Genomic DNA, 13,460 nt, shown 5'->3' on the forward strand with positions numbered 1-13,460 from the left:
CCTTGTCAATCAGTGTTTTGTTAACTTTGGCCTGTCGTTTCAACCCTCTGATAATCTTTATACAACGCTCGCCCGCCTTTGTTTATTACAAATTATTACAGAAACTTATCTCTCTAAGAATGTAAACATCTCCGGGGCAAGTGCGGGCAAATCTCCTTCTGAGGGTAGATGCGCGAGCGCACCCCTAAACGAAGAGTTTGCTTCTATCGCCCTGCAGTGGCGGTGGAACCTACCCAAACATTCCTGTAGGCAGATCGCCTTTGTGGGCTTTCTCTGGAAAAGCCTAATTGTTAAGAAGTATTAAGTAAATTAAAGTTTTGGTAAAAGAAGGCTGGGGGAATAGGGAAAAAACCAAACATTCTGCCCAATGTCAGGAGGGCTGCAGAATTGGGTGTGGGTAAAATCCAAAAGATTGTGAACCCGCTCGCCACAGCCTCAGTTTTTGCCGGAAATATCAGCATTTAGTGACCAAACTCAGCGCTTGGAAGTTGAAAGACCGGGCTCGGTCTTTCATAACGCGGGGATTCTCTTGTATCATGGGGAGTCCTTAGACTTGACCCAAGACCAAGCATCTACTCTGTGCCCTGCAGCGGTTGCAAAAAAACTTTCTTCATCTATCTGTTATCTGTTATATGTTCTGCTTCCCACAGAATAGTCCCACGCAAGCGTGTGGCAAGCTGAGCATTTTGGACGGTGAGAAAACCAACATAGGCGATCGAGACCTGTCAACGCAGCGCCATTTTTCTTTTAACAACGGGAATAGATGGGTTCGGATACGAGCGTTTGATTAAGTTTTTTTTAAGGTAGGTTTTGACCTGCGGCGCAGGCTGGCATCCCCGGACTAAAGTCACTCTTGCTTTCAGCTTCTTTTGTGTGTCATAGCCGAAAGAATTGCTAATTTTTAGTAGTAAGGTGGATAAGTGCTATCAGCGGTAGGTCTACAAACGGCGCGATCGAGCAGGCAGACGCAATGAAGTTAAAAGCTTTTTGCTTCCCCGGCATCGAACCGCCCAAAACCAATCCCAAGTTAAACAGTTTTTTATTCAGAACTCAAAACTTAAAACTCTCTTACTGTAATCAGCCAGATGGATCGGCTGTAGCTGTCCGGCCGCAACCACCTTTATGCCCCATGACCGATCGTAATTTATGTCTTCAAATTCTCCCTCTTCTTGGCACACCGTAGCAATTGACCAAACTCTCCAGCAGCTAAGCAGCAACAAAGACGCTGGCTTGAGCAGCAAACAGGTGTCAGAACGCTTGCAGCAATACGGCCCCAACGAACTAGAAGAAACAGGAGGCCGCAGTCCGTGGTCGATTTTTGTCGATCAGTTCACCAACATCATGTTGTTGATGCTGATGGGTGTGGCCGTGATTTCGGCTTTTTTGGACATCAGGTCGAATACTTTTCCCAAAGATGCGATCGCCATTTTTGCGATCGTCATACTCAACGGCATTCTCGGCTTTTTCCAAGAGCAAAGTGCTGAAAAAGCCCTCGCAGCCCTCAAAAACCTTGCTTCCCCCCTAGTCAGAGTCCTGCGGGACGGCAAAACTTCCGACATAGCAGCCAAGGAACTCGTACCCGGAGACGTGATGCTGTTAGAGGCTGGGGTAAAAATAGCAGCAGACGCACGCTTGATCGAATCTTCCAACTTGCAAGTCCGAGAATCTGCTTTGACGGGAGAAGCTCTAGCAGTTACCAAGCAAGCAGAGCTAGAACTTCCAGAAGATGCTTCCTTGGGCGATCGACTCAACCTGATTTTTCAGGGCACAGAAGTTGTTCAGGGACGAGCAAAGGCGATCGTCACCAACACCGCAATGCAAACTGAACTGGGCAAAATTGCCGCCATGCTTCAGTCAGTAGAAAACGAACCGACTCCCCTGCAACAGCGGATGGATCAGTTGGGAAAGGTTCTAGTCTCCGGTGCCCTAACCTTAGTCGCAATTGTCGTCATCGGCGGCATGATTACCTTCCAAAACGGCAGCCTCGGGTTCGATACCAGCAGGTGGGAAGATTTGTTAGAAGTTTCTCTGAGCATGGCTGTGGCTGTGGTTCCCGAAGGACTCGCAGCAGTCGTGACAGTTACTCTGGCACTCGGAACTAGGCGGATGGTGAAGCGAAACGCCCTGATTCGCAAACTGCCTGCTGTAGAAACTTTGGGCTCGGTAACAACCATTTGTTCTGACAAAACAGGTACTCTGACTCAAAATAAAATGGTAGTTCAGCTAGTCTCTACGGGCGACTGCACAGTCGGCGTTGGAGGCGACGGCTATGCCCCGATCGGAGATTTTACCGATCGCCATACCTCATCCCAAATTAATAATTTAGAGGAATATCCAGAACTCGAATCTTTATTAATTGCTTGTGCAGTTTGCAACGACGCAGTGCTGCAGCACGAAGAGCAAGAATGGAAGATTTTGGGCGATCCCACCGAGGGAGCTCTGCTGTGTGTAGCCGGAAAAGCAGGCATTTATAAGGAAAAACAGTCTCAATTGCTGCCGCGGACGGCGGAATTTCCTTTTTCTTCCGAACGCAAGCGGATGAGCGTAATTTGCGAAGTGCCGGGCCGATCTGGAAATTCGGGATTTCCCGCAGCACAAGGACAGCAGCCGAATTATTTGATGCTGACCAAAGGCTCTCCAGAGTTGACTTTGGAGCGCTGCAAAGGCATTATAGCCGGCGATCGAGTACAACCTTTAACCCAGGAAATGCGCGATCGCATCCTCGTGGAAAACAACAACATGGCAAGCGGCGGTTTGCGAGTGCTCGGGTTTGCGTACAAACTCTGGGAAAACATACCGCCCGAAGGTTCTGAGGAAACCAGCGAACAAGACATGATTTGGCTGGGACTCGTCAGTATGCTGGACGCCCCGCGCCCGGAAGTGCGGGAAGCAGTGCTGAAGTGCCGCGATGCTGGCATTCGGGTGGTGATGATTACAGGAGACCACCAGTTGACAGCAAAAGCCATCGCTTACGATTTAGGTATTGCAACAGAGGGCGATCGAGTTCTCACCGGTCAAGAATTAGAAAAGCTCAGCCAAGAAGAACTCAAACAGCAAGTCGAACAGGTTAGCGTTTACGCCCGCGTCTCCCCCGAACACAAATTGCGAATAGTCCAAGCTTTGCAAAGTTGGGGGAAATTTGTCGCAATGACCGGCGACGGAGTTAACGACGCCCCCGCCTTGAAACAAGCCGATATCGGCATCGCGATGGGGATTACCGGCACCGATGTCAGCAAAGAAGCTAGCGATATGGTGCTCCTCGACGACAACTTCGCAACTATTGTCGCCGCCGCTGAAGAAGGGCGAGTGGTTTATAGCAATATTCGCCGCTTTATTAAATACATTTTGGGCAGCAACATCGGCGAAGTTTTGACAATTGCGGCAGCACCTTTAATGGGTTTGGGAGGAGTGCCGCTGACGCCGCTGCAAATTTTGTGGATGAACTTAGTAACAGACGGCGTTCCCGCTTTGGCCTTGGCTGTGGAACCGGGGGAACCGAACGTGATGAAAAGGCCTCCTTTCAGTCCGCGAGAAAGTATTTTTGCGCGGGGTTTGGGTTCTTACATGATTCGGATCGGGATTATTTTTGCAATTTTGACGATCGCAATGATGTCCTGGGCTTACGGATATACCACCAACCCTAACCATGTTGGTGATCCCGAGGCTTGGAAAACAATGGTGTTTACAACTCTTTGTTTGGCACAAATGGGTCACGCGATCGCAATTCGGTCTAACACTCAGCTAACTATTGAGTTAAATCCCTTCACTAATGTTTTTGTGTGGGGGGCTGTAATTGTGACTACTTTTCTGCAATTGATGCTGATTTACGTTCCGCCGCTGAGAGCATTTTTCGGCACTCATTATTTAACGGCGTTTGAATTGATGGTTTGCTTCGGTTTCAGCGCCCTAATGTTTGTCTGGATTGAAATGGAAAAACTGTTCTTGCGCTTTTACAAATCTAGAAAATAGTGTTAACGGCTGACGAATACTGAGCGATGTTTCATTATTAGCTAGATCCCTCGCATTTGGCACTATTCTCTCTTCACATCCGCCAGGGGTTTCAACCCCTGGCTCACAGCGAAAGTAATCGCTATGAAGACTCAAGAGATTGTGTCACAATTAAACATTTATTAGTTCGTTATAATGTGATTGCGAGCGCAACGCTCGGCGAAAATCGCAATCGTAAAGGCGATGGGTGGCCAACCTGTAAGGTGTGCCCGGTCGTTCACCCTACGATGAGTGTATTACTAATTACCAATTACCAATTACTCATATTATGTATTTGAAAACGCTGCACCTACGGCAGTTTCGGAACTACTTCGATCAAAAGGTAGCCTTTGACGCTCCCAAAACCATTTTAGTAGGAAATAACGCTCAAGGAAAATCTAACTTGTTAGAAGCGGTAGAGTTACTTTCTACATTAAAAAGCCACAGGGTAGGGCGCGATCGCGATTTAATACTCGACTCAAAGCCGAGCGGGCAAATTGATGCTACACTCGAACGTCAAGCCGGACCGATCGACTTAGCTTTAACTCTTCGCTCTCAGGCGCGTCGGACACTGAAGCTCAACGGTGAACCGCTGCGCCGCCATTTAGACTTTTTGAGCGTCTTAAATGTAGTGCAATTTTCTTGTTTGGATTTGGACTTAGTGCGCGGCGGGCCCGAAGGAAGGCGCAATTGGATCGATCGCCTAGTTATCCAGTTAGAACCGATTTACGCTCACATTTTGCAGCAGTACAACCAAATTTTGCGCCAGCGAAACGCTCTGTTGAAACGTTCTAAAGAAATCAGGAAAGCGGAATTTTCCGAAAGTTTTGACAAGATGCAATTTCTTGCACCCGAAAGTCCCGAACCGGCAAATAAAGAAGACTTACCAATTCCCAACTCCCAATTCCCAATTCCCAGTTCAGAATTAGCATTGTGGGACGCGCAGTTGGCGACAGCGGGCGCTCGCGTCATCCGCAGGCGCGATCGAATTTTGGAGCGATTGATGCCTTTAGCTCGAAATTGGCACCGTTCAATTAGCGGTTCTGCAGAAGTTTTAGATGTGAAATACGATGCTAATATTGAAGTAAGTTCGGAATTAATCGCTAAAGAGAATCTCGAAGGAGTGCGGCAAGCATTTTTAGAGAAAATTCAAAAAAGGGCGATCGCAGAACAGTTTCAAGGAACAACTTTAGTCGGCCCCCACCGCGACGATATTACATTTACAATTAACAGTACCCCAGCTCGTCAATACGCATCCCAAGGCCAGCAGCGAACTCTGGTATTAGCATTAAAATTAGCCGAATTGCAGCTTATTGAAGAAGTCGTCGGCGAAGCACCTTTACTGTTGCTCGACGACGTACTTGCAGAACTCGATCTGAGCCGCCAAAATCAACTTTTAGAAACAATTCAAGAACGATTTCAAACTCTGATTACTACGACTCATTTAGGCGCTTTTGACACTCAGTGGCTGCGACAAACCCAAATTCTCTCCGTCGTTGCTGGACAAATCAATCGATTTTAGATTTTAGATTTTAGATTTTAGATTGACAAATTTTCTGTTTCATGGTAAAGATACAAAAAAATTGAAAAATTGGCATTATTAGCTCAATTCGAGATAGGATAAAGGTTAATTTTGATTACCGCTTTCGCTTCCATTTTTCTAAACCTTATGAAGCATTACATTTCCCGTCTGTTAGCTCTGGTATTAGTTGTTGTCATCGGCATAGCGGGCTGTACCAATGTTCCGGCCACTCTGAGTGGAGATTATGGCACAGACACATTAGCATTAGTGAACAGCTTGAGAACAGCGCTCACTTTACCAGAGGGCGCGCCGGAAAAAGCAGCCGCCCAAGCCGCTGCTCGCACAAGTATTAACGATTTTTTTGCTGCATACCGCCGCGATCCCTCTCTTACCAAGCTGGCATCTTTCACGACAATGCGCACGGCATTAAACTCTTTGGCAGGACATTACAGTTCCTATCCAAACCGTCCTGTTCCTGAAAAGTTGAAAAAGCGTCTTGAGGCAGAATTTCAGCAGGTAGAAGCTGCTCTCAACAGAGGATCTTAATCTCACAATTTAGGATAAAGGATAAATTCTAATAATTCATCTTTCATCCTTGATATTTGAGTGTTAACAATTTTTAGTAGAAATATCAACTGCTTTTAGCGCCCACTGTACCCAGGCGCTTTTTTCAGCAGCATTTAGTGAAAAAATACTGAAAAATTGAACTGGATATGAGATCGAATTCGGGCTTTTTACCCCCTTTATTTTTGAGTCTGCGAAGGCGCGTGCCTGCGCGCCAACACTTAGGCAGAGGAAAGTTTGTATAACATAGCAGCGGTTTAATCACCGAGTCTTATCTTGCCCGCCCTTATTGAATTTAAATAGCCGCCAGATAGAATTTGCATTGTGCGATCGACTTGTGCCATAACTAGGTCAACGGAAAAAAGTAGAAAATTTGTAGCTGCTTGTTGAGCGCGATCGCAAAAAGGCGATCGCCACCCTATTGAAACCAGAAAACCCCATTCCATTCTCCCATGAAAATTGCACCAACTCGCATCGCGAATTTTCAACACCAGCGACGCTTTTTAAGTGCGGTAACTGCTGTTTTAACCAGTAGCTTCATCAGCCAGCTTGTTTGGCCGTTTATCGAAACTCAACCAGCTTTTGCCGAAACATCAGCCTATTGCCAATTATCCAAAGAACAGGTAAATCAAAAAGAAGACTTGCGCCGCGCCGCCCTGTCAGGAAAACGGGAATCTCAGCAAGCATATTTCGCTGTTTTGAGCAAACACGCGCGGGAAATAGCAGAATGCCGCCAAAAAACTTGGCCCGAAACCCAAGCAGTTTGGCTGCGTTTGTATCCCTGCGATGTCAGACCCGGAGAAATCGATCGGGTATTAGACAAAGTTGTGAATAAAGGCTACAACCAAGTCTATATAGAAACATTTTATGACGGTCAAGTGCTGCTACCAGTCGCAGACAATCCTACGGCTTGGCCTTCTGTTTTGAGAAATCGCGGCTACGAGAAATACGACTTGTTAGAAAAGGCGATCGCCAAAGGCAAACAGCGAGGTTTAAAAGTTTACGCCTGGTTATTTACCATGAACTTTGGCTATACCTATTCTCAGCGTTCTGACAGACAGCAAACCCTCGCTATCAACGGTAAAAATCAGACAACTTTAACAGTAGTTCAAGACCCAGGAATTAACGATGACTTAGGAGAAGTTCCGGGCAATCAAGCCTTTATCGACCCCTACAGTCCGCAAGCGAGGCAAGACTATAGTTTGTTAGTGAATCAAATAGTCAAGCGCCAGCCCCAAGGAATGCTATTCGACTACATTCGCTATCTACGGGGCGTCGGGCCTGCTTCAGTTGCTACCAAAGTTCAAGACTTGTGGATTTACGGCCCAGCATCGCAGCAAGTTCTTTTGCAGCGGGCTAACAATCAGCAAGGGCGAGATTTAATTCAGCGATATTTGACTAAGGGATTTATCAATCCTAATGACGTTCAAGCAGTAGTCAAACAGTATCCAACTGAGAAAGAACCTCTTTGGCAGGGGCGAACTCCGCGACCGATACCGATAGCAAATCCAGCTTCTAGAAGGGAGAATGCCGTATCAAGATCTGCCTCAATAACTCCCGCCACTAACAATCCCAACGCTGCACGTCCAACACCAAAACCGACAGCGCCACTTCCCGATACCGGCATACTGCAAAAAGACCTCTGGACACTGAGCGTGGCTCACGCAGTCCAAGGGATTTTAGATTTTTTAGGAATAGCAATTCAACCGGCTCAAAGGATGGGAATTCCTGTAGGAGCGGTGTTTTTCCCCACCGCAAATCAAACGATAAATCAAGGGGGATTTGATTCGAGATTGCAGCCTTGGGACAAGTTTCCGGCTGCTGTGGAATTCCACGCCATGTCTTACGGAAATTGCGGGGATGTAAGCTGCATTGTGCCGCAGGTGCAGCGGACAGTGAGTTTAGCGCCTGCAGGAGCTAAAATTATTCCTGCCATTGCTGGAGATTGGGGAAAACCTCTAAAAAATCGGCCGTCTTTGGAGATTCAAATGCGAGCAATTCGCTCTGCGACGCCGCAAATTAATGCGGTGAGCCATTTTGCTTTTGGGTGGCAAGAACCGGAGGATGAAAGGGCGCGGCAAACTTGCCGGTTGTAGATAAATTTCTTGACGCACAGGGTATCATTACCTTGTTTTATGGTCGCGGAAAGAGTCTTAAAGCCTACATTTTTTGTCAAAAAACCGGGTTTTATCGGAATCGGCGGCGAAACACCATTGATTTGCCTAAAAAACCCGGTTTTTGCCTCAGTCTTGCTTTAGTGCGATCGACCTTTTGCAAAACAAAATAATTTACAAAACTTTAAAGCTGGCAGAACAATCAGGCATAATTAGATTGTTCAAAATAAATAGTAGACCTGATGAGTCCAAAAGTAAATAAAAAATGGGTAATTAAAACCGTTATACTTATCGGATTGAGCCTCACTCTTTCCCTGTTGTGGGAAAACAGAAAAACCGCCAATTCAAATCCGCTAATACCGATCGCACCCGTTGAAAATCAGCCTCCAAACCTGCTGAAACCCCGAAAACTAAAAACACCCCATTCTCCCCCCGCAACTCCCTCTCCCAAACCTCCCGAACAACCTTTAGTCTTTGCACCGCCCGCGCAATTTCGTAGCCAAATTGTTTATAAAGCCAGTATTAACAACTCAAAAGTTATCGCCCTGACATTTGACGATGGCCCAACGCCAGAAACTTTAAAAATATTAGAAGTTTTGCACAAACATCAAGTTGTGGGTACATTTTTCTGTTTGGGTGCAAATTTGCGGGAGTATCCAGAAATTGCGAAAAGAGTTGTGCAAGCGGGAAATGCGATCGGCAATCATACTTGGCATCACTATTCTCACAATGTTACCGAAAAAACAGCATCGGATGAAATAGATAATACTGGTGTTCATATTTATCGATCGACTGGGGCAAAAAGTTTCTTGTTTCGCCCTCCTGGCGGCCGCTTAAATAACGGTTTGGCAAATTACGCTAAAAAGAAAAATTATGTAGTCGTGATGTGGTCGATCGACCCTAAAGACTTTCTGCAACCTCCGGCCGCTGCGATCGCCCGTAGCGTGCTATCCCAAGCTTCAACGGGGGCGATCGTATTGTTGCACGACGGCGGCGGAAATCGCCAGCAAACAGTCGAGGCGCTATCTGCAATTATTCCCAAACTCAAACAGCAGGAATATCGTTTTGTAACCGTGCCGCAATTACTAGAAATGCAGGCTGCACAAAAACAGCAAACTGCTGACCAAAAACCTAAATAAATTGCGCGCAATACAAGTTATAAAATGTAAAAAATTACCTGTAAAATACCAAAATTTTAAAAAAATCAGTAGAATAGGAGTATGCTTATGTAAAAATAAAACCATGACACAAATACTCGCAGCAAAAGATATAGACATCCGTTACTTAATAGACAACTTCGGTCTTCAGCTAGCGGAAGACGAGCAATTTTTTCAAGAATGGCAAGATGATTTGCCCGAAATCACCGAGTTAGAAAAACAATTGCTAGACAGGCTCAAAGCCGGATTTATCAATTTACTTACATATCCACCATTACTGGAAAATGTAGTTAAGCTGTCAGTAGTAGGGCCGCTGTTGTTTATTGCCGGCTTTTACCTATCTCCTTTTCAGGTAAAAGCTGAAAAATCCATTCAAATTCAAGATGAAGACGATGGAGTTATCATCGAAGGCAGGCTTGATATATTACTCTTAAAAGACCAATTTTGGGTAATGGTAATCGAGTCTAAAAAACTTTCTTTTTCTATTGAAGAAGGATTGGGACAACTCCTAGCTTATATGTGGGCAGATCCTCATCCAGACAAACCGACTTTTGGGATGATTACTACTGGCGGTAACTTTGTGTTTGTCAAGTTAGTCAGAGGAGAAAATCCCCACTATGCCTTATCCAATCAATTCACAACTCGCAACCGCGGCAATGAATTGTACAGCGTTTTGCAGATATTCAAGCGCCTGAGTCAACTAGCTTAAGATAGTAAATTATGATTCAAAAACTTCAAGCAAGAGATATCAACCTCCGCTATCTAATCGATAACTTCGGTTTACAGCGAGTTCGCAACAGCGAATTTTTCCGAGAATGGCAAGAAAACTTATCCGAAGTAACAGACTCAGAAAAACAATTGCTCGATCGCGTCCAAGACATATACTTCAACTTGGTAGACACCCCGCCTGTATTGGAAAATGCAGTCAAGCTAACAATTATCAGCCCCATTTTGTTTATTGCCGGTCTGTATGAGTCTCCTTTTCAAGTCAAAGCCGAAAAGTCGATCGCCATTCAAGAGGAAGACGAAGGCAGAATCATCGAAGGCAGAATAGATATCCTAATTATGAAAGCAAACTTGTGGGTAACAGTAATAGAATCCAAACAACTTTCGTTTTCAACTGACGAAGCACTGGCACAACTCCTGACATATATGCTGGCAGATCCCGATCCAGAAACTCCTACTTTTGGAATGATTTCCACAGGTGCTAACTTCTCTTTTGTCAAGTTAGTCAGAGGCGAAATAGCGCAGTATGGCTTATCTCCAGAATTTGTAATCCGCAATCCCGGCAATGAATTGTACCGCGTTTTGCAGATTTTAAAACGCCTGAGTCAACTTCCAGACTAGCAATAAAAGCCATTTTGAGTTATCTTTCAAAGCAGACAATATCTAATATCTCCAATTTCAAACTGGTGCGAGCATGGTAAATTACTGGATAGTCGGCGCTGTGGCAATAGCTTCTGTCTGCTGGGCAGAAATAATACGAGACTTTTATCACGTCGTGTCGCATTATTGGGCACCCCTGCAAAAGCTGCACACTTGGCATCACCGCGTTTTCCGCCCGAATTTGACAGCCGTCAGCGAGACAATTTACAAGCAAGCACACTGGCGTCACGACGTGCCCGAAGCTGCGGCGATGATGGTTTTGGGCTTGTTGCTGTGGGTTGTAGCTTATTTTGGGCTGCCGCAATATCACTGGGGCGCAGCAGCAGGTTGTATTTATACTTTAGGCTTTTTGTTGAGCGCGATCGCCCGCGGGTGCGGCATCAAAGGCGCAGACGAATTAACCGACATCACCCACCAACCGGGAGATTTCCTTACTCCCCCTGGCAAGTGGTTAGTTAATAAACCTTATCACTGGCGGCACCACTTCGACAATCAAAATGCTTACTATTGCGGTACTTTCACCTTAATAGACAAACTTATGGGTACAGCACTTTCTCTCAAAGGCAAAACTGTAGCCGTCACCGGTGCATCGGGAACTTTAGGACGTTTGCTTCTCAAACACCTGCACAAAGCTGGTGCAAAAGTTATCGCCCTCTCCTCTGGAAATGAGGAAATTACTTTGAATATAGACGGCGAAAATTTACCTGTAAAAACCGTAACTTGGCAAGCTGGCCAAGAGGCAGACTTAGCCCTATTGTTAGAAAAAATCGATATTCTCGTCATCAATCACGGGATTAACGTACAGGGAGAAAGAACAGGAGAGGCGATCGCCAACTCATACGAAATTAACACTTTTTCCGCGTGGCGGCTGATGGAACTCTTTTTCTTAACAGTCCGCACTAACGAAAACATCGCTTGCAAAGAAGTCTGGATCAACACTTCAGAAGCAGAAGTAATTCCCGCTGTCAGTCCCCTGTACGAACTCAGCAAGCGCGCCCTGGGAGATTTAGTCACCCTGCGGCGGCTAGACGCACCCTGCATCGTTCGCAAACTGATTTTAGGGCCGTTTAAAAGCAACTTAAACCCGATCGGCATTATGTCTCCCGACTGGGTAGCGCAGCAAATTGTCAAACAAGCTAAAGCCGATGCGCGCAATATCATCGTGACAATTAATCCTTTGACTTTTATCGTTTTTCCAGTCAAAGAGTTTTTTGTTTCTCTCTACTTCCAAATTTTCAGCCGGAAAGCGATTTCAGAGATAAAGGAAGTTGCGGCCTCTGAAAAATCTAGCGTTGAAGCAAAGATTAATTGACAAACAAGAAACCCGGTTTTTTGGATAAACCGGGTTTCTAACTTGGGATGTAATACCAAATTCAGCTTTAATAGCCGTTTTATTCTTTAGATTCCTCTCTGCAGGAACCAAAGTTTGTGTAGGATCGGTTTCAACCGCCGAGTCTTATCTAATTACTAACCTCAGCCATTTCAATCACGCGGCCGTCATAATCCTTGACCAAAAAATTCAGCGGCTTTTCCCGGCGAATTTTATAACTAATGCCCCGGGTTTGTACCCTCATCAATAGCTGATCCAAACATTCGCGATCGAAACAAACGTGACGCTGGCGATTTTTTTCCCCTGCACCGGCCCCGCTAATGATGTGCAGTTGGGTATTTTTCATCAACTGATACCACAAACCATCCGGACTCCCCATCGTTTGAGAGCTCGTTGCCCTCCCGACATTAGGCGACAAATACAGCGGATCGATACCAGTTGTCCCCAAAGTTTGCTCGTAATTGTAGTAGTAGTGCAGAGGCACTTCTGCTACGGGCAGGTTTAGCATACCTTCATAAAACTCCCTCGCTTGCCCGAGATCCGATACCATCACCGTGTGTACCTTCGGAGCACTTGTGAGAAACATCCACATCGCCCCCGCATAGGCGGCCAGCAGCATCACCATAATCCCTTGAGTCGAAAACAAGCTGTCCAGGGGCAGGGACGGCAAGAAAGAGCTCAAGTACAAAGGCCGAAGTCCAAAAGCAATAAAACTAACTGCTAGAGTCATGAATTATAAGAAAGGGTAAACAACGAAATTTATCAAGATTGCAGTCGCGATCGCCCGCGAGACTTAAACTATTAGTTTAGCCATCTATGTTAGCAAAAACTAGCGGTTAGGCCCTACCCGATGAAAGTCTTTGTCTACGGCACTCTCAAACCGGGGGAGTGCAACTACCTCCGCTACTGCGAAGGAAAAGTTGTGGATGCTTGCCCGGCGATCGCCCGCGGTCAACTTTTTGCCCTGCCGATCGGCTATCCTGCGATGATGGCCGGAGATGGCACAGTCTGCGGTTTTCTCCTCTGTTTCGCAAACTCGGCTATTTTGGACGATTTAGACCGACTTGAAGATTATCATCCGCTGCGGGAACCGACACAAAACGAATATCAGCGGCAGGAAATCGAAATCTTCGATCCACACCTCAAACCTTTAGGCACGGCTTGGGCTTACTTCATGTTACCCGATCGCGTTCGTTCCCTAGCAGGCATCTGGCTGCCCCACGGCACGTGGGAAAATAGGTTTTTCGCCAAATACAACAGTCCGGACAGTTTTTTGGGGTGAGTGGCGAGGAAAGCTATCCAAGGCTTAAAGTACAGTCATACATAACAATAGTTCGGACAGTTTTTAAGCAGCTAGAGTACCATAAGACAAGACTGAAGGAAGGTTAGGGTGATTTAAA

The 13,460-nt window shown here is 46.0% G+C and carries 10 protein-coding genes; 9 read left to right on the top strand and 1 reads right to left on the bottom strand.

The window, feature by feature from the left end; genetic code table 11:
- The first annotated feature begins 1,146 nt into the window (after positions 1 to 1,146).
- From QUA13_RS22550 to QUA13_RS22585, 8 genes are all read left to right on the top strand, one after another.
- A complete protein-coding gene (locus tag QUA13_RS22550) occupies positions 1,147 to 3,969 on the top strand; it encodes a cation-transporting P-type ATPase (protein ID WP_333202058.1) in 2,823 nt (940 codons plus the stop codon).
- Positions 3,970 to 4,276: 307 nt separating this feature from the next.
- Positions 4,277 to 5,509: an AAA family ATPase gene (locus QUA13_RS22555; RefSeq protein WP_333202061.1), complete on the top strand. Its 1,233-nt coding sequence runs from the start codon at positions 4,277 to 4,279 to the stop codon at positions 5,507 to 5,509.
- 147 nt (positions 5,510 to 5,656) lie between these two features.
- Positions 5,657 to 6,055, top strand: coding sequence for a photosystem II protein Psb27 (gene psb27, locus QUA13_RS22560; RefSeq protein ID WP_333202063.1), 399 nt, complete (start codon positions 5,657 to 5,659; stop codon positions 6,053 to 6,055).
- Positions 6,056 to 6,525: 470 nt separating this feature from the next.
- Positions 6,526 to 8,169 (top strand): family 10 glycosylhydrolase, encoded by a 1,644-nt coding sequence (locus QUA13_RS22565; protein ID WP_333202065.1) that lies wholly within the window; start codon positions 6,526 to 6,528, stop codon positions 8,167 to 8,169.
- A gap of 260 nt (positions 8,170 to 8,429) precedes the next feature.
- Positions 8,430 to 9,326 (top strand): polysaccharide deacetylase family protein, encoded by an 897-nt coding sequence (locus QUA13_RS22570; RefSeq protein ID WP_333202067.1) that lies wholly within the window; start codon positions 8,430 to 8,432, stop codon positions 9,324 to 9,326.
- A 103-nt stretch (positions 9,327 to 9,429) separates the two neighbouring features.
- On the top strand, positions 9,430 to 10,053 hold the full coding sequence (locus QUA13_RS22575) for a restriction endonuclease subunit R (RefSeq protein ID WP_333202069.1): 624 nt from the start codon (positions 9,430 to 9,432) through the stop codon (positions 10,051 to 10,053).
- Between the two features lie 11 nt (positions 10,054 to 10,064).
- Positions 10,065 to 10,691: a restriction endonuclease subunit R gene (locus QUA13_RS22580; protein WP_333202071.1), complete on the top strand. Its 627-nt coding sequence runs from the start codon at positions 10,065 to 10,067 to the stop codon at positions 10,689 to 10,691.
- A gap of 73 nt (positions 10,692 to 10,764) precedes the next feature.
- A complete protein-coding gene (locus QUA13_RS22585; RefSeq protein WP_333202072.1) occupies positions 10,765 to 12,042 on the top strand; it encodes a bifunctional sterol desaturase/short chain dehydrogenase in 1,278 nt (425 codons plus the stop codon).
- A 148-nt stretch (positions 12,043 to 12,190) separates the two neighbouring features.
- On the opposite strand, the gene QUA13_RS22590 is transcribed toward QUA13_RS22585, so the two are convergent.
- A complete protein-coding gene (locus QUA13_RS22590; protein WP_333202074.1) occupies positions 12,191 to 12,790 on the bottom strand; it encodes a glyoxalase-like domain protein in 600 nt (199 codons plus the stop codon).
- A 120-nt stretch (positions 12,791 to 12,910) separates the two neighbouring features.
- On the opposite strand from QUA13_RS22590, the gene QUA13_RS22595 reads away from it, so the two are divergent.
- On the top strand, positions 12,911 to 13,342 hold the full coding sequence (locus QUA13_RS22595; protein ID WP_333202076.1) for a gamma-glutamylcyclotransferase: 432 nt from the start codon (positions 12,911 to 12,913) through the stop codon (positions 13,340 to 13,342).
- Positions 13,343 to 13,460: the final 118 nt, after the last annotated feature.

It is taken from the genome of Microcoleus sp. S28C3 (assembly GCF_036700785.1).
Taxonomy (GTDB): Bacteria; Cyanobacteriota; Cyanobacteriia; order Cyanobacteriales; family Microcoleaceae; genus Microcoleus; species Microcoleus asticus.